This is a genomic window from Streptomyces sp. NPDC018610 (assembly GCF_044391765.1).
Taxonomy (GTDB): Bacteria; Actinomycetota; Actinomycetes; order Streptomycetales; family Streptomycetaceae; genus Streptomyces.
Genome location: NZ_JBISAL010000020.1, coordinates 36,500 through 53,520, shown reverse-complemented (window position 1 = coordinate 53,520; position 17,021 = coordinate 36,500). Strand labels below are relative to the sequence as shown.

Annotated in this window: 12 protein-coding genes; 5 read left to right on the top strand and 7 right to left on the bottom strand. The window is 70.1% G+C overall.

What is annotated here, in order from left to right; all coding sequences use genetic code 11:
• Positions 1–118: 118 nt before the first annotated feature.
• Positions 119–1,627 (bottom strand): type VII secretion integral membrane protein EccD, encoded by a 1,509-nt coding sequence (gene eccD / locus ACH5A8_RS34195; RefSeq protein ID WP_399007898.1) that lies wholly within the window; start codon positions 1,625–1,627, stop codon positions 119–121.
• A gap of 348 nt (positions 1,628–1,975) precedes the next feature.
• Between eccD and eccCa the strand changes: the two genes are divergently transcribed.
• Positions 1,976–5,941 carry a type VII secretion protein EccCa gene (eccCa, locus tag ACH5A8_RS34190; protein WP_399007887.1) on the top strand — a complete coding sequence of 1,322 codons (3,966 nt, stop codon included), beginning with the start codon at positions 1,976–1,978 and terminating at the stop codon, positions 5,939–5,941.
• A gap of 540 nt (positions 5,942–6,481) precedes the next feature.
• On the opposite strand, the gene ACH5A8_RS34185 is transcribed toward eccCa, so the two are convergent.
• The 5 genes from ACH5A8_RS34185 to ACH5A8_RS34165 all read right to left on the bottom strand — a co-directional run bounded on the left by ACH5A8_RS34185 (position 6,482) and on the right by ACH5A8_RS34165 (position 10,914).
• Positions 6,482–6,781, bottom strand: coding sequence for a WXG100 family type VII secretion target (locus tag ACH5A8_RS34185; RefSeq protein WP_399007886.1), 300 nt, complete (start codon positions 6,779–6,781; stop codon positions 6,482–6,484).
• An 81-nt stretch (positions 6,782–6,862) separates the two neighbouring features.
• On the bottom strand, positions 6,863–7,210 hold the full coding sequence (locus ACH5A8_RS34180; protein ID WP_399007885.1) for a WXG100 family type VII secretion target: 348 nt from the start codon (positions 7,208–7,210) through the stop codon (positions 6,863–6,865).
• 133 nt (positions 7,211–7,343) lie between these two features.
• Positions 7,344–8,585 (bottom strand): S8 family serine peptidase, encoded by a 1,242-nt coding sequence (locus tag ACH5A8_RS34175; RefSeq protein ID WP_399007884.1) that lies wholly within the window; start codon positions 8,583–8,585, stop codon positions 7,344–7,346.
• A gap of 89 nt (positions 8,586–8,674) precedes the next feature.
• On the bottom strand, positions 8,675–10,501 hold the full coding sequence (locus ACH5A8_RS34170; RefSeq protein ID WP_399007883.1) for a hypothetical protein: 1,827 nt from the start codon (positions 10,499–10,501) through the stop codon (positions 8,675–8,677).
• On the bottom strand, positions 10,501–10,914 hold the full coding sequence (locus tag ACH5A8_RS34165) for a hypothetical protein (RefSeq protein ID WP_399007882.1): 414 nt from the start codon (positions 10,912–10,914) through the stop codon (positions 10,501–10,503). Before ACH5A8_RS34165 ends, ACH5A8_RS34170 begins: the two co-directional genes overlap by 1 nt.
• Positions 10,915–11,508: 594 nt before the next feature.
• Here ACH5A8_RS34165 and ACH5A8_RS34160 point away from each other — a divergent pair.
• From ACH5A8_RS34160 to ACH5A8_RS34145, 4 genes are all read left to right on the top strand, one after another.
• Positions 11,509–11,982, top strand: a complete 474-nt coding sequence (locus ACH5A8_RS34160; protein ID WP_399007881.1) for a hypothetical protein — start codon at positions 11,509–11,511, stop codon at positions 11,980–11,982.
• A gap of 11 nt (positions 11,983–11,993) precedes the next feature.
• Positions 11,994–14,294 carry a hypothetical protein gene (locus tag ACH5A8_RS34155; RefSeq protein WP_399007880.1) on the top strand — a complete coding sequence of 767 codons (2,301 nt, stop codon included), beginning with the start codon at positions 11,994–11,996 and terminating at the stop codon, positions 14,292–14,294.
• Complete coding sequence (locus tag ACH5A8_RS34150) at positions 14,291–14,812, top strand: hypothetical protein (RefSeq protein ID WP_399007879.1); 522 nt, start codon at positions 14,291–14,293, stop codon at positions 14,810–14,812. The genes ACH5A8_RS34155 and ACH5A8_RS34150 overlap by 4 nt, the downstream gene beginning before the upstream one ends.
• A gap of 523 nt (positions 14,813–15,335) precedes the next feature.
• The gene (locus ACH5A8_RS34145) at positions 15,336–15,572 is read left to right on the top strand and encodes a hypothetical protein (RefSeq protein ID WP_399007878.1); all 237 of its coding nucleotides are present in this window, start codon (positions 15,336–15,338) and stop codon (positions 15,570–15,572) included.
• Positions 15,573–15,733: 161 nt separating this feature from the next.
• Here the strand turns inward: ACH5A8_RS34145 and mycP are convergent, their stop codons facing one another.
• The gene (mycP, locus tag ACH5A8_RS34140) at positions 15,734–17,005 is read right to left on the bottom strand and encodes a type VII secretion-associated serine protease mycosin (RefSeq protein ID WP_399007877.1); all 1,272 of its coding nucleotides are present in this window, start codon (positions 17,003–17,005) and stop codon (positions 15,734–15,736) included.
• Between the last annotated feature and the right edge of the window lie 16 nt (positions 17,006–17,021).

Genomic DNA, 17,021 nt, shown 5'->3' with positions numbered 1-17,021 from the left:
GGGCGGGGGGTGGTGGGGGGTCGGGTGTGTAGTAGGGGGGGCGCCCCGGGCGGGCCCCCCCCCTCTTCGTCCGTCTTGCGCGTCCGCGGGCGCCGACAGAGCCGACCGTGCGGTCGTATCAGCTGGTCATCGCCCGAACGGTTGTGTACACGTCGAACACGGCGAGGGTGAGCGGGACCAGGGTGAGCAGGACGAAGCTCTCCGCGATCTCCAGGAAGCGGCCCCAGAACGGGGTGACGCCGCGGCGCGGGGTGATCAGGCCGATGGCGGTGACCAGGGCCGCCGCGACGGCGATCGCCGCGACCAGCCAGACGCTGCGGATGTCGAGGGAGGCGGTGTCGCCCTGGAGGGCCTGGCGGACGTAGTCCCACGGCGGGTTCAGCGCCAGTCCGAGACCGAGGAAGACCAGGGCCGAGAGTCCGGCGGCCAGGGTGGCGGCGACCTGGGCGGTGTAGCGGAACAGGCTCGCGCGCATGAGCATCGCCACCCCCGTCGCCAGCGCCAGGAGCTGCGCCCAGACGTCGCTGGAGAAGCCGAGGACGATCGACGCGCCCACCGCGACGAGCGCGCAGCCGCCGACGAGGCCGACGAGCAGTTCGTGGCCGCGGCGGGCGCGGGCCGCGACGCGCTCGGCGTCGACGGGCTCGTGCGTGTTCGGCTCGGTCTCGGCGTAGCCGCCCCGCGACGGGTTGGGGGCCTCGAAGCCGATGGGCAGCCGGGCGAACCGCATCGACAGCCCGGGCAGGAAGGCGAGCGCGCCCACCGCGACGGGTGCGCAGACGGCGGCCGTCTCGATGGGCCTGAGGCCGGTGAGGATGCCGACGAAGGTGGTGACGACGCCGACCGCCGAGGCGAAGACGAACGCCACGAAGGGTCCGTCGCCGCTGGGCGAGACCAGGCTGAGCACCAGGGCGGCGATCAGCACGGCGGCGCAGGCGAGCAGGAACTGGAGCCTTCCGATGCCCTCGCCCCGGTCGAGCGGGAGCAGTCCGGAGCCCGCCACCGCGATGTTCGGCAGGGCGCCCAGGCCCAGGGCGATCGCGGACCCCGCGTCGTCGTACACCCGCGCGCGCACGCACGCGAGGGTGGTCAGGAGGACGCCGGCGACCGCGGCGAGGACGCCCTGGAGGCTGTGCATGTCGTGGCGGAGTTCGGAGCTCCAGGCCACGAAGGCGAGCAGGGCGGGCAGGACGCCGCCGGCGACGAGCCCGGCGGCGCGGGTCAGGTCGCCGCTCCACAGGGCGCGGTCCCGGGTGACGGCGGAGGCGACCGCCTCGGAGACGTCGTCGAAGACCGCAGGCGGCAGCGACTCGGCGAACGGCCGCAGCGTGAGCAGTTCGCCGTCGAGGATGCGCTGGGCGGCGAAGGAGCGGGCGCTGTCGAGGACGGTGCCGTCTCGGCGTACGAGGTGGTAGCCGACGGGGGCGCCCTCTGCCGGGCTCTGCCGGGAGAGCCGCAGGATCTCCGGGTACAGGTCGGCGACCGGTACGTCGTCGGGCAGGGCCACGTCGATGCGGCTGTCGGGCGCCACGATGGTGACGCGGCAGAAGCCGAGCCCCGTGCCCGATGCCGCGTGTCCCTCGCTGCCGGGTCCGGTGGTGGCGCCGCCCGGCGCGGAGGCCGTCATGCTCACCTGCTGTTCCCCCCTCGTCGTCGGTGGTGCGGCCGGTCGGGGCGTCCTCGCACACGCCGGCCGTGAAGATCGTGTGCACGTTCCGCCGGGAGTTCGTGCAGCGACTTTCCGAGCGTCGGTCGGCGAAGTCGCCCGGCCCGGGAAGCGCGGGGGCCGCCTGCTTCGATCGTCGCGAATCGCCCGTTTTCGCGGGGCCGATTCGCAACTGCTCACACGCCCCACCGGCACCCTACCGCCCACCGGCGCCGCCGGTTGTCAGTAGGATCGCGGTTCGCGATCGGCGTCCGCCTGACACGGGGCGGCGGACAGAACACCTCGGTCGGGCAAGGGAATTGGTGCGTAGTGAGCCATATCGTCGTCAAGCGCCCACCGCGGGCACTGCCGAAGGACGTGCCCACGGACGAGATCGTGCTCCAGCCCCCGCCGGAACTGCCGCGCGGCCAGCAGGAGGGCGCGCTGATGCAGCTGCTGCCCATGCTCGGCATGGGCGGCTCGGTGGTGTTCTTCTTCAACCCGAACGCCCAGCCGTTCATGAAGATCATGGGCATGGTGATGGTGGCCTCGACGGTCGCCATGGGCATCTCCATGCTGGTGCGCTACCGCCGCGGCAGCCAGGGCCAGATGGCCGACATCCGCCGCGACTACCTGCGGTACCTGTCGCAGACCCGGCGCGCGGCCCTGGACGCCGCCAGGGCCCAGCGCGACGCCCAGTACTACCTGCACCCTTCACCTGAGCAACTGTGGGCGCTGGTCGCCGAGGGCAGCAGGGTGTGGGAGCGGCGCACCGCCGACGAGGACTTCGGCCAGGTCCGGGTGGGCCTCGGCCCGCAGGCGCTGGCCACCGAGCTGCTCGCGCCGGAGACCGCGCCGGTGGACCAGCTGGAGCCGCTGACCGCGGGCGCCATGCAGCGCTTCCTCGCCACCCACGGCACCGTCGAGGACCTGCCCATGGCGGTCTCGCTGCGCGCCTTCTACCACGTGACGGTCAGCGGCGAGCCGGCGACCGTGCGCGGGACGACCCGTGCCCTCGTCGGCTCCCTCGCCTCCCTGCACTCCCCCGAGGACTTGGTCGTCGCCGTGGCGGCCCACCGGGACGTCACGCCCGAGTGGGAGTGGGCCAAGTGGCTGCCGCACAGCCAGGCCCCCGGCGTCTCGGACGGCGCGGGCAGCCGGCGTCTGATCACCACCGACCCCCAGGAGCTGGAGGACCTGCTCGGCGCCCGCCTCCAGGGCCGGCCGCGCTTCCACCCGGGCGGCCCGCCCGTCCCCGAGCAGCCGCATCTGGTGGTCGTCCTCGACGGCGTCTCCCTGCCGCCCACGTCGCTGCTGGCCTCCCCCGAGGGCCTGCAGGGCGTGACGGTCCTGGAGGTCGTGCCCGGCGAACTCACCACCGGCCGCGGCGACCTGTCCGTCGTCGTGCGCCCCCAGGAACTGCGCCTGGAGTCCGCCCACGGAATGGTCTACGAAGGGACGCCCGACGTCCTGTCGTACGAGGCCGCCGAAGCGCTGGCACGCCAGCTCGCGCCCCTGCGCGTCGCCTCCGGCGGCGACGACGACGAACCGCTGCTCGCCAACCTGGAGTTCACCGACCTGCTGAACCTGGGCGACGCCGCCTCCGTCGACCCCAAGCGCACCTGGCGGCCCCGCGCCCAGGCCGAGCGCCTGCGGGTGCCGATCGGCCTGGGCGAGGACGGCCGGGCCGTCATGCTCGACCTCAAGGAGGCCGCCCAGGAGGGCATGGGCCCGCACGGCCTGTGCGTGGGCGCCACCGGTTCCGGCAAGTCGGAACTGCTGCGCACCCTGGTGCTCGGCCTCGCGGTGACCCACTCCTCCGAGACCCTCAACTTCGTCCTCGCCGACTTCAAGGGCGGCGCGACCTTCGCGGGCATGGCCCAACTGCCGCACGTCGCCGCCGTGATCACCAACCTCGCCGACGACCTCACGCTCGTGGACCGCATGGGCGACTCCATCCGCGGCGAGCTCAACCGCCGCCAGGAGATGCTCCGCGACGCGGGCAACTACGCCAACATCCACGACTACGAGAAGGCCCGCGCGGCCGGCGCCCCGCTCCAGCCGATCCCCTCCCTCGTCCTGGTCATCGACGAGTTCAGCGAACTGCTCACCGCCAAGCCCGACTTCATCGACATGTTCGTCCAGATCGGCCGCATCGGCCGGTCGCTGGGCGTGCACCTGCTGCTGGCCTCGCAGCGCCTGGAGGAGGGCCGGCTGCGCGGCCTGGAGACGTACCTGTCGTACCGCATCGGTCTGCGCACCTTCTCGGCCGCGGAGTCACGGGCCGCGCTCGGCGTGCCCGACGCCTACGAGCTGCCGAACATCCCCGGCTCCGGCTTCCTGAAGTTCGGCACCGACGAGATGGTCCGCTTCAAGGCGGCGTACGTCTCCGGTGTGTACCGCACGGGCTCGCAGCAGGCCGCCGCGCTCGGCGGTCCGCTGCCGGTGGACCGCAGGCCGGTCCTGTTCACGGCGGCCGAGGTCCCGGTGCGCTATGCGCCGGTGCCGCGGCAGCGCCAGGAAACGCGCCCCGACGAGAAGGACGACGCGCTCGCCGACACCGTGCTCGACGTGATCGTGCGGCGGCTGGAGGCGCAGGGTCCGGCCGCCCACCAGGTGTGGCTGCCCCCACTGGACAGCCCGCCGTCGCTGGACTCGCTGCTGCCCGGCCTCGCCCCGGTCCCCGGCCGCGGCCTCACCCAGCCGGGCTACGAGGCCGCGGGCCGGCTGGTCGTCCCCGTGGGCCTCGTCGACAAGCCGTACGAACAGCGGCGCGACCCGCTCTGGGTCGACTTCGGCGGCGCCGCCGGCCACATGCAGATCCTCGGCGGCCCGCAGTCGGGCAAGTCGACGCTGGTGCGCTCCCTGGTCGCCTCCTTCGCCCTCACCCACACCCCGCACGAAGTGCAGTTCTACGGGCTGGACTTCGGCGGCGGCGGCCTGTCCTCGCTGGCCGGCCTGCCGCACGTGGGCGGCGTCGCCTCGCGACTGGACCCGGAGAAGGTACGGCGCACGGCGGCCGAGGTGTACGGCGTGCTGACCCGGCGCGAGGAGTACTTCCGCGCCTCGGGCATCTCCTCCATCGCCGAGTTCCGCAGCCGCCGCGCCAAGGGCGACATCTCGGTCACCGACCAGCCCTGGGGCGACGTGTTCCTGGTCATCGACGGCTGGGGCAACTTCCGCACCGAGTACGACGCGTTGGAGCCGCTGATCCTGGACATCGCGGCCCGCGGCCTCGGCTACGGCATCCACCTCGTCCTGACCGCGTCGCGTTCCATGGAGGTCCGCTCCAACCTCAAGGACCACCTGATGAACCGCCTGGAGCTGCGGCTCGGCGACCCGATGGACTCCGAGTTCGACCGCAAGGTGGCGGCCAACGTGCCCACGGGCGTGCCCGGGCGCGGCCAGACGCCGCTCAAGCAGCACTTCATGGCGGGTGTCCCGCGCATCGACGGCCTGTCCTCCGACACGGACCTGGCGGACGCGGCGACCGCGCTGGCCGCCGAGGTGAGCCGTCACTGGCAGCAGCCGGGCGCGCCCGAAGTCCGTCTGCTGCCGCGCGAGTTCCCCGCCGCCCAGCTGCCGCCGGGCGACCGCTTCCCGAACCGGGGCATCGCCTTCGGCCTGGACGAGGACAACCTCGAACCGGTCTTCGTGGACTTCGACCAGGACCCGTTCTTCCTCGTCTTCGGCGAGAGCGAGTCCGGCAAGTCGAACCTGCTGAAGCTGCTCATCCAGCGCCTCACCGAGCGCTACGACGGCGACACCTGCAAGCTGTTCGTCGTCGACAACCGGCGCTCGCTGCTCGGGGTGACCCCGACCTCGCACCTGGCGGAGTACATCCCCATGTCGAACCAGATGCAGCACCACATGGACGCGCTGGCCGACCTGATGCAGCGCCGCACCCCGACCTCGGACGTCACGCCCGAGCAGCTGCGCGACCGCAGCTGGTGGCGCGGCCCCACGGTGTACGTCGTCATCGACGACTACGACCTGGTGTCCACCTCCAGCGGCAACCCGCTGGCCGGCCTCACCGAACTCCTGCCGTTCGCCCGGGACGTGGGCGTGCGCTTCATCATCGCCCGCTCCACGGCGGGCGCGGGCCGCGCGGGCTACGAGTCCTTCATGCAGCGCATCAAGGAGCTCGGCGCGCAGGGCGTGGTGCTGGCCGGCGACCCGGCCGAGGGCGAGGTCCTCGCCAACGTGCGGCCCCGTCCCATGCCGGCCGGGCGCGGGGTGTTCGTCTCACGGCGGCAGGGGCGGCCGTTGGTGCAGGTGGGGTCGGTCGAGCAGTGACGGCGGCCGGGGCGGCGACCGCCCCGGTCCTCCACAACGCCCTTGCGGGCGGCGGCGTCGGAACCGGTCTGCTCAGAAGACCGGCACTCGTCACCCCGTGGACGAGGTCCTCGTGCGCGTGGTGACGAGCGCTTGGGCGACGGCCTTCGCCGTCCCCTCGGCCGCGCCGGTCGGCGGGACGAGCGTGCGCAGGGCTCCCCCGGCGTCGGCGGTTAGACCTCGTCTTCCGTCATGATCCGCTGCGGACCGGCCCGTTTCAGCGGTGTGCGCAGCAGGACGGTGCGGTCGCCGTCGGCGCTGCGGGCGAGGAGCCGGCGCTCAGGCGGGAACCGCCGGGGCGGTCCCGCGGCTGCCGACCGGTGACGACGCTGTACGGGCCGATGCTTCGCGTCAACCCATGCCGGTGCCCGGGGTGTTCGTGTTCCCCGCCGGAACCCGGGGTGTTCGTGTTCCCCGCCGCTTTCCCGGTGCCGAGGCATGAGGGCGGGGTGGGCGCCTCCCGCGCGCGCCCACCCCGGTTCTGCTCCGTAGGGCCGGTTCCTAGTGGAAGTAGCTGGCCGCCTTCTTGTCACCCTCCATGTACGTGCCGCCGGACTGGGCGACGACGTGGCCGATGCCGGCCAGCGCCTGGTGGATGTCGTTGGCTTCCTTGTCCCAGCGGTTCAGCTTCTCGTGGAAGTGGCTCTGGGCCTCGCCCTCCCAGTAGTGGAGGCTGCTCACGACCAGCTTCCTGAGCTGGTCCAGGTCCGTCTCGAGCTGGCTCGCCTCGTTGCCGAGCTGGGTGGCCGCGGTGTCGAGCCCGCTGTAAGTGACTGACAGACCGTCCGCGTTGTGCGCCATGTCTGTTTACCTCGTCTCGCTGGTGTGTGTCTGGTGGGGTGCGTCAGCCGCTGCGCCGACGTCTGCGAGCTTTTGTCCCGCTCAGTAGGAGCTCAGGGCGGACGTCTGCACCGTGGGGGCGCCGTCGTGGACGTCGATCTTGTTGACGGACGCGCGGACCTCGTCTTCCTTGCTGTCCTTGATGTTGCGCGTCGCGGTCATCGCCTCGATGACCTCGCCGAGGATGTTGCCGATGTTCTGCAGCGAGGTGTTGATCTCGAACTGCTTCTTGTCGAAGGCGGCGCGGCCGATGCCCTGCCACTGGCCCTCGAGGCCGTCGATCACGCCCTGGAGGGTGTGCACACGCTTGCGGATGTTGTCGTACTTCTCCACCATCTGCTTCTGCAGGTGGACTACTGACGCATCTTCGAGTTTCTGCTTGTCGGACATGTCAGCCCGCCCCTTTCTCTGTCTGTCTTACGGTCCAACTGTCCGCCCGCCGCCGCGTAGTGCCGTACGGCGGTGGGCGTGTGCTGCGTGCCCCGCCCCGAGGGTGCAGGGCCACAGACGGCTGATGACGTCGTCACCTGGCGCGTCGCGCGCGCATGACGGCGAGGCCGCCACCGCCTGTCACGACGACCGCGGCGGCCGCGGCCAACGCGATCCACAGGGTGTTGCTGTCACTGTGCGTTTCCGATTCCGCGTTCGATCCTGCCGCAGATGTACCGCCGCTCGTAGTCTTTTGCGGGGCTTGTGACGCGGCTGATGCGGAAGCGGAGGCGGACGCGGACGGCCGCGGTGTCGCCGGCACGGCTCCGGACTTGGCCAGCAGGTCGCCGCCGTTCTCCTCGGCGAGTGGATCGACGTCGGCCGGACCCGGCTTGTAGTTCGGGTTCGCGAGGACGCTCTTCGGCCGGACCGCCCCGTAGCCCAGGTACTTGCTCGGGTCGTTCTTGGGCCAGCTTCGGCCGGCCGTGTCGATCAGGGCCCGGGTGACCTGGTTCACGGTCCAGTCCGGGTGAGCGGACCAGATCAGCGCTGCGGAGGCCGCGGCGATGGCGGTGGCCGGGCTGGTCCCGTTCCGGTCGTCGCAGTAGGAACGGAAGGTGGCGTCACACCAGCCGGGGATCCCCTCGCCGGGAGCCGTCAGGTCCACGTAGTTCCCGTACGAGGAGAACTTCGAGACGGTGCCGGAGGCGTCCATCGAAGAGACGCCGACCACGTAGTGGAAGGCAGCGGGATAGTCGATCCGGCCATTGCCGCCTCCGGCGTTGCCGACGGCCGCGACCATCAACTTCCCCCTGGAGGCGGCGTATTCGACCGCCTCTTCCTCCTGGGGCAGAGGCACTCCGCCGAAGGACATGCTGATGATCTTGGCATCGCTGTCAGCGGCCGCCCTGATCGCCTCCCAGGGCTCGGGCGTCTTCTTCGCCTCCGCGCCCTTCAGACCTTCGAGGACGACATGGTAGGGAACGATCTTCGCGCCGGGAGCCAGACCCCTGATGCCTCCACCCGCCCCCGTACCGGCGATCAGTTCGGCCATGGTCGTGCCGTGGCCGTCCAGGTCCTGTGTGGCGCCGTGAGCCACCGACTCGGGGACCTGGTCCGCCAGGACCTGTCCCTTCAGAGAAGGCGTGTCCGGGTTGACCCCGGTGTCGATGACAGCAACCTTCACGCCTTTGCCCGTGCTGATCTTCCACATCTGCTCGGTCTGCATGGGGCTCAGGTACCACTGCTTCGACTGGGCACCGTAGGCAGCGGCACTCGGAGCGAGCCCCGTACTCAGGGCCGTAAGGGCTCCGAGGATCAGGCTCACCGCACGCACTCGTCGTCCGCGGCCCGTTCCGCCGAGCGCTGCTCCTTCGGCTCTTCGACCGGTCCCTGACTTCATCGTCTCGTAGTCCTTGTCCGCGCTCAGTTGACGACCGGCGGCACGTCGCGCCGTGACTTGGTGGGCAGATGGGTCTCGGTCTCTTCGACCGCGTAGTCCGGACGCGGCGCGCCCTCCGTGCTCTCCTCGTCTTCGCGCTTCTGGCCCTTGGCGGGCCCGCGAACAAGACCGGTGCCACCGCGTGTCATGCCGTCGCGCTCGGCCCGGGAGGCGGAGCTGCGTCCGGCCGGCCTGCCGCTGACGGGCTCTGTCGCACCCCCGCCGGTTCGGGACGCAGGCATGCCCGTGCGCGGCTTCGCAGCGGACTCAGGCGATCCGAAGACACCACGCGTACCGGGTCGACCGGATCCCGACCGGGAACCGGCGACTTCCTCGGCGCCGACGACGGTTCCGCGAGGAATCCTCGACCCGCCGCCTTTCGCCGCCGCACCGGATGTCGTCGTGGGACGTCCCCCTATGACCCCGTTCCCGCGCCCGGCGCCCGCGGCCCTGCCGACGGTACCCCGTGGTCCTGCAGTGCCACCGGGCCGCGGGGTCCCGCCGGTGACGCCTCGGCCCATGGACGTCGGCGACGACTTCCCTCCCGCCTGTGCGCCGCCCTTGCCCATCGGCTGTCTCGTCGGCGCGGAGCGCCCCGTCTGGTTCATGGGGCCCCGGGACTGGGAACGTCCCGCTCCCGCCGCGTTCTGGCCGGAGGCCGCGGTGCGCCCCTCCCCGTACGCTGCCGGAGTTCGGAAGCCACCCGATCCAGCAGGACCTCTGCCTGAGGTGTAGGGAAGCGGAGCCCCCGGGCCGCCCTCGAACATGCCGAGGTGACCTCCACTCGGGGCAGGTCCGCCCGTGACGGGCGGAGTGTGAGCGGTCGGAGGCGAGGACACGGATGGAGGAAGGGTGCCGACGCTGTCGATGCCCGTACCGACGGGATCGGTACCGACGGGAGCAACGGCTGGCACGATGTGGTGCGCGGGCTGCGTCACCTGGTGTCGCACGGGCGTCGGACTGTCCGCCTCGGCGTGATCGTCGGCATGAACGGACGGGGTGGCCGCTGTGTGGTGAGTCGGCACAGTCGTCCCACCGGACCCGGACGCCCCACCGGAGACGACGCCTTGAGGGACGGCGTCATGCTTGCTCTGTGCGGGCGCCGGCACGCCGACATTGGGCATGGGGTCGAACGTGGGCCCTTCCAAAGACGCCAACTCCTTGTTGGAGACGGCGTAGTAGGACGCCAGCCGGTTCATCTGGTTGATGGCCTCTTGACGGTCCTTCTCCACCTTGACAGCGGCGTCGTAGTCGTCCTTGTTGGCGGCCCGCTCCGTCGGCGTGAATTCATGGGGCCGCTTTCGGTTCGCCTGAGTGTCACGGGACGGCATCGCTCCGCGCACAGAGGCCAATCCGTCCGCCGCGGCCGTGAGCTGGTCACCGGCACCGCCGGCGAAGTCACTCAGCACGAGCGTCTTGCCGACCAGGCTTCCGCCCCATTGACGGAAGGCATCGCCCGCCTCACCCACCCAGTGGACGTTGTCGATGTGCCCCGCGAGCTCCTCGGCCGCCGACTTGATGGCGTCGCGCGCGTCCCACAGCGCCTTCCCGGAGGACGCCAGGTCCTCCAGATTGGTCTGCTCGACGAGATCGAGCAGTTGGTTGAGGCCGAGGGAGGTATCGCCGAAGTCAGTACTGTCCTGCACCGTCTTCGCATACGGGCTCTGGCGGGCGACCGCGCGCAAGGTGCCGTTCACCATTCTGGTGAACAACCCGTCGCCCCTCGGCAGGTGCTCGCCGGTCCGGGTCAGGTCGGTCAGCGAGTTCTGCCCGGACATCCGCTGCTGGTCGGCCTTGTGGTCGTGACTCATCAGAGCGTCGCGCCGCCCTTCGAGTCGTTCGCGTGTTCCTTCGCGCCCTGGATCTGCCTGATCTCAGCCTGAATCGTCCAGAACCGACGTCGCTGCTCCTCTTCGAGCTTCTCGAAGCCGTGATCCGCCCCCTGTACGGCGATGCCGATCGCCTCGATCTGCAGATGGAGGACCTTGGACAGTGCGGTGAGCTCTTTGTGCACAGTCGCGTAATTCTGGTACAGCCGGTGCGCCTCGGGGAATACCGCTTCACTGGCCGCGCTCAGCGACGACAGCCGGATCGTCTGCGCGCCGACCTTCGTCGGATTGCCCGCCGACCCCTCGAGGTCGTGCAGCACCGCGTCGACCCGCTTCACGAACTTGGCCAGCGCCTCGCCACTTGCTTCGAAGTCCGCTGCCCTGGTGGGCGACACTCCCCCCACCATGTCTGCCGGAAGCACGACATTCCTCCCCGATTCCCCGTGTACGCGTCGTCCGAGGCCGACGGGCGCTTCGCACACGATCGCAAAGCCGGTCGGGTCTCACAACGCGTTCACCACTCTAGTCAGGGCCCGCAACCGCTCCAACCCCGCTGTGTCCCGGCCTCGTCACGACGCACAGCCGTCATGTAGGTCCGCCTGATCCGCCGTTGCCGTCCCGAGGGGCCGCGCGGGCCTGGGCGTCGGGGGTCCGTCCTGCGCGGCGCTCGTCGGGGCAAGGCTCGGGCCGCCCCCGAACCAGTGGGGACTTCTACGCAACCTCCACACTTCCGGGTGACTCGGTAGGCGGCCGCCGAGGCGGGTGACCGCGCGACCTGCGCGTTCGCCGGAGGGGTCGCCGTCCCCGTCGCGCCGCCGCTTCGGTGGGCCCGACGCTCCCCGCGACGTGCGCGCGGGACATTCCACTCATGGTGGACGTGCCCCGGTCTTTGCTCGCTCCGGGTTGCTAATTTGACCAGGCACCACGACACCGGGACATCGATGGCCGCCCGCGCGGACAGCGGGCGGACACACGGGGAAGGGGCCACCATGGCGTGGGACGAGTGGGACAGGCTCAAGGCCCAGGCGGCCGAGCGGCAGTCGACCGGCATGCGCCTGAACCATGTGGACCCCGGTGGCGGGAGCGGCGCTTCCGGTGACCTGGTCGCCCACGCGGACGATCTCGGTGCCGTCGGACACGAGGCGTGGATCCTCTTCGACGAACTCAAGCGCGAGGCCGACATCGCCGGGGCGGGGTCCGGCAAAGGCGACGCCGGGTCGACCACGCAGGCGGCGGCAACGTTGAAGTCCCACGGTTTCGCCACCGGCGGCGCCCTGGAGACCACCGTCTCGGTGTGGACGTCGCAGGTCGACTCCGTCCTGCAGGCCTGCGCGCACATCTCGAACCACTTGGACTACAGCAAGAAGCGCCACGCGTCGGACGACGCGCAGATCGCCGCCGTCCTGCGGGGTCGTGACGGTTCGGCCGTTTCGGTGTCCGCCCTCAACGACTACTTCAAGTAGGGAGACCGCCGATGACTCTGAAGTACTCGGATCTCGTCGACGTCGACCTCGGCAGACTCGGTGCGGCCGTAGCGGACTGGAAGAAGACCGTCGACGGTCTCAAGAAGGCGGCGGACAACGCCCGCACGGGTCTGCAGGCCAAGTCGGACTCGGCGCAGTGGGCCGGCGTCAACGCCACGGTGACACGGGAGTTCATCACCAAGACGGTGAAGGAGATCTCGGACCTCCACACAGAGGCGAACAGCGTCTACCAGGTGCTCGACGACGGTCACACGCAACTCGTCTCGCTGCAGAAGCGGATCCGGCAGGCCGTGCAGAAGGACGCGAGTCACCTCGGCGTAAGGGTCGAGGACCTCGGGAACGGCAAGGTCCGCTGCTTCTTCCCGCACATCCGGGGCGACAGCGACGAGCGTTCGCAGGAGCAGCTGAACTCCCGGCAGGCGCTGGAGAACCGGATCAACGACATCCTGTCGCACGCCGCGGAGATCGACGACTCCATCGCCCGGGCGCTGGCCAGGAGCCACGGCAACGACGCTCACGACGCCGGCCACAGCAAGTACGAGTCCCTGAACGACGCCGAGGCCGAGCGCGCGCTGGAACTCGCTCGCAAGGGCGACAAGATGTCCGACGCGGAGCTGCGCGAGCTCAACCGGCTGCTGCGGTTCAACTCGCGAGAGAAAGACGGCGAGTTCGCGACACAGTTCTACCAGGGGCTCGGCGGGCCGGAGAAGGCGCTGCAGTTCTACGCGGAGATGTCCGTAGACGGTACCGGCGCCGATGCGACGAAGACGCGGCTCGACGAGGTGCGGGACCTGCAGAAGGTCATGGGCTACACGCTGGCGAACGCCACCGACCCGGACCACGAGCACCACCTGCCGGACGACTGGAACACCCAGTTCCGCCGTCTGGGCACCCAGCAGATCGGCTGGGAGCGGGGGCAGATGAACAAGCCGTACGGCTACCAGGTGCTCGGCGGCCTGCTCCGCTACGGCGACTACGACGCGCGGTTCCTCACACCCATCGCGGAGCACATCACCCAGCTCCACAAGGAGGACCCGTACCGCTTCGCGCTGAACAAGCCGGCGGGCAGCCCGGATCTCTACGGATTCAACCCGTCCGGGAAGCTCGGCACGGGCAACGACCCGCTCAACAGCGTGCTGGAGGCGCTGGGCCACAGCCCCGAGGCCTCGGAGAAGTTCTTCACCCAGCCGCCGACCGCGTACAACGAGGACGGCACGGTGAAGAAGGGCGGTCACCTGGGCTTCGACTCCTACCTCGATCTGTTCACCGACAAGGACTTCGAGTGGACGATCGACACCAACGACACGAACGTCCTGGCCGATGAGGACAAGACCAAGAAGGCCCTGACCTTCGGCCCCGAGGCCCTGGGCCACGCGCTGGAATCGGCGACGACGGGACGCCCCTACGACAGCGACGACACCGGCGACGCCATCAGGCACACCGAGGCGCGGGCGAAACTGGTGCACGACATCGTCGACAAGTTCGGTCAGCGGCCTGAGCTCATTCGCCACAATGAGAACGGCGATCTGGAAGGCGAAGAGACGGGGCCGCTCTACGCTTTGCGTGGAAGTCTCGGAGACATCAGCGCCGAATACATGGCCGACTTCCAGCAGTCAGTCGCACAGTCGAAGGGTGACCAGTTCGCCACATTCGGCGTGTCCGCCGAACTGGATCCGACGCGAGCTCATCGATTCCTCGCCGAAGTCGGCCAGGACCCGCATGCATACGCGGCGATCACCTCGGCACAACAGGCGCAGACGGCGCACATCGTCAATGAAGTGATGAACGGGACCAGTCACTCCTCCGTGTCGGACGTGAACCGTCTGAGGGATGCGACGTATCCCGGCGGAGTGATCGCGGGCATCATGAGCGAGGCGCGGGCTGACGCCGTTCTCGACTACCACGCGGCTTCGGACAAGGAATTCAACGAGGCTGCCGCGGACAAGCAGAAGTGGGTGAACCGCATCCTGGGAATGGGGCTGGAGAAGGTCGGTGAGCGGGTCCCCATTGCCGGTGCTCCTCTCGAATGGGCCTCGGAGGATATCCAGGAGTCCATCATGAAGAGTATCGAACAGGACTCGTCGAACCAGGCCGAGGCGGATGCCACGGGTACGTACGATTCGGGGCGACAGGCAGCCAGGGACTCGGCAATGAACGCTGTCGGCATCGCGACGCGGGCCAAGGGGATGGACACCGACACGCTCAACGACCTTGCCAATGCCGCAGCGAACGGTGCAGATCAGGGACACACCACTGGGGCGAAGATGCAAAGCGCGGGAGACGCGTCGTGATCCGCGCCGGACGAGTCACTGTGCTCGGCGCCCTCGTCGGGCTGATGCTGAGCGGGTGTTCCGCCGGAGAGAAGACGAACTACACCGTGCCGCTGGACTTGTGCGGCGCGAACGTGGCGTCACGGCTGACGAGTGCCCTGCTTCCCGCAGGAGACAGGCTGCAGGTGAAGCAGTCGCAATCGGGGGGGCCCAGTCCGCGCCAGTTCTGCGACGTCCTGGTGGACGGAGACATCGAGCTCGCGGTGGAGGGCGTCTGGCGCCCCTCCGGAACCACTGCGAAGCAGGCGGCGAGTAAGGAGCTGACGTTCGAGACCCGCTCCACCGACGACGGCAGATTCGCACTCTCGGACGACAAGGCCTTCACCGTGGTCGATTGCGCGAACACCGAGTACAAGGCGGAGAAGTTCTCGTTCGAAGTCACCGTGTCCCACCCCGACGGCGATGTCGGTGAGAGGATGCAGCGCTTCCTGGCCGCGTTCGCCGAGTCCTACGCGAAGAAACTACCCTGCCGGCGCTGACCCGGGTGGACGTCGACGCGCGTGGTCCCCGGCCGGACCGACGACGAGGCCGTGAGGCGCCTCACCGGCGCTTCACGGCCGGCTGAGAGAAGGGGCAACCCTGCAGACCCCGTTCCTGAGCCGGTTGCCGCCGGACGCGGGGACCGGCCCCTACGGTTCCCGGCTCGCACGGAACCTCCGCGATGGGCAATCACGCCCACAGTGGACATGACCCAACCTTTCCCTCCCACGGGTTGCCAACTTGACCATGAGGCAGGGCGCAGGAAGGGCTTCGGGATGGCATGGGACGAGTGGGAGCAGCTCAGGGCTGCCGCGAGCGAGCGGCAGTCGGCGCGGATGCAGTTGAACCACGTCGACCCCGGCGGTGGCGGTACCTATGGCCCCTACATCGTGCCGAGCCAGTACGGCGACCTGAAGGTCAAGAACAGCATCCCGTCCCCAGCAGGAAGCGCTGTCAGGTCGTTGTCGACGGCGAGATCGCGTTGATGGCCAGTCATGGGAGGACACAGACAGCCTCGCCGACGTGGCCGACGCCCACCCGAGGCTTGACAGAGCGAAGCCGACAGACAGTGGCCTCTACCTTTCCTCGGGCACGGGCGCAGTGGGACGAGTGAAGAACTGCACCAGCCCGGACCACGCCGAGCACACGCTCTACGCAGTGATCGACGTCTATGCGAAGGACGTCGACGACGCAGCCACCGTGAAGAAGCTGATCGCTGCCTACACCGCTGCCGTGGAAAGCGGGAAAAGCTGCAGGTGACCCGGGTCGTACGGCGGGAGCGCGGCGACGCCTGGCTTGATCCAGGTGCGCCAGGCACGCACATGGGAGGCTCTGACGCAGGCCATCGCCACCAGGACGGCGGACGGGACGAAGCTGGTGGTCGCCATCGTCGTCATGAGGCACCGCCCTTGAGGACGGGTCTACGGCGTTCCGCTCACCCTTGCCCGACGCCGGCGTGCGTCCCGTACCGCGACCGCCGTGCCGCTCAGGCCCGCGACCAGGACGAGGGCGCCGATCGCGACGTAGGTGCCGAGGCGTTGGTCTCGTTCGGTGGGGGTCTCGCCGAAGTGGAGGGGGGTGACGGTGGGGGCTTCGGCTCGGGTGACGCCGCCTTCGGGTCGGGGGGTCTGGACCGGGTGGGAGGGGTCGACGTCGGTGAGGGCCCTGACCGGGTCGACCACGCCCCAGCCGACCAGGCGGTCGTGACCGGGGATGGAGCGCTCCGCCGTCTGCTCGATCTGGGCGACGATCTCGCGGGCCGTCCAGCCGGGGTGCGCGGACTTCAGGAGGGCGGCCACCGCGGCCACGTAGGGCGCGGAGAAACTGGTTCCGTTGTCGGAGCAGTGGCCGCCGCCGGGGACGGTCGAGATCATGTCCACGCCGGGGGCCGCCACGCCGACGAACTCGCCGGACTGGGAGAAGGCGGCGCGCTCGTTGTTGCGGTCGGAGGCGGCGACCGCGAGAACGCCCTCGTAGGACGCCGGGTAGGTGATCTGGACGTTGCCGCCGAGGCCGTCGTTGCCGGCCGAGGCGACGACCACGACCTGGTGGGCGAGGGCGTAGTCGACGGCCTGTTCGAGCTCGGAGTCCGGGCGTACGGCGTTCGCCGTGTCCTGGGAGATGTTGATGACGCCGGCCCCGGCGCCGACCGCGTACCTGATGGCGGCCGCGAGGGTCTTGGCGGTGCCGTCGCCCTCCGCGTCGTTCTGCTTGATCGGGATGATCGTGGCGTCGGGGGCCAGGCCGACGAAGCCGGTGCCCTTGGCGGGGCGGGCCGCGATGATGCCGGCGACGCGGGTGCCGTGGCCCACGGTGTCCGTGGTGCCGTGGGCGTTCCCGCGCTCGATCTTCTCGCCCTCGGAGTTCTTCGGGGGCAGGTTGTTCATGCCCTTCGACGCGTCGACCGCCTGCTTGAGCTGGGGGTTCTTGACGTCGACGCCCGTGTCGATCACGGCGACCCGGACGTTCTTGCCGGTGGACCGCGCCCACAGTTCGTCGAGGTTGACGCGCTGCAGCGCCCAGGGCCGGCCGGTGTAGGGCTTCGACGGGAAGGTGCACTGGCCCTCGTCGGCGTGGGCGGCGGTGGCGGGCAGGGCGAGTACCGAGGTCGCCGCGGTGAGGGCGGTGGCCGCGGCGACGGCCGCGGTCCGGGCGAGGGCGCCCGCGCGGCGGCGTGCGTGTGCCTTGAGCATGACTGCGTCTCCTCCG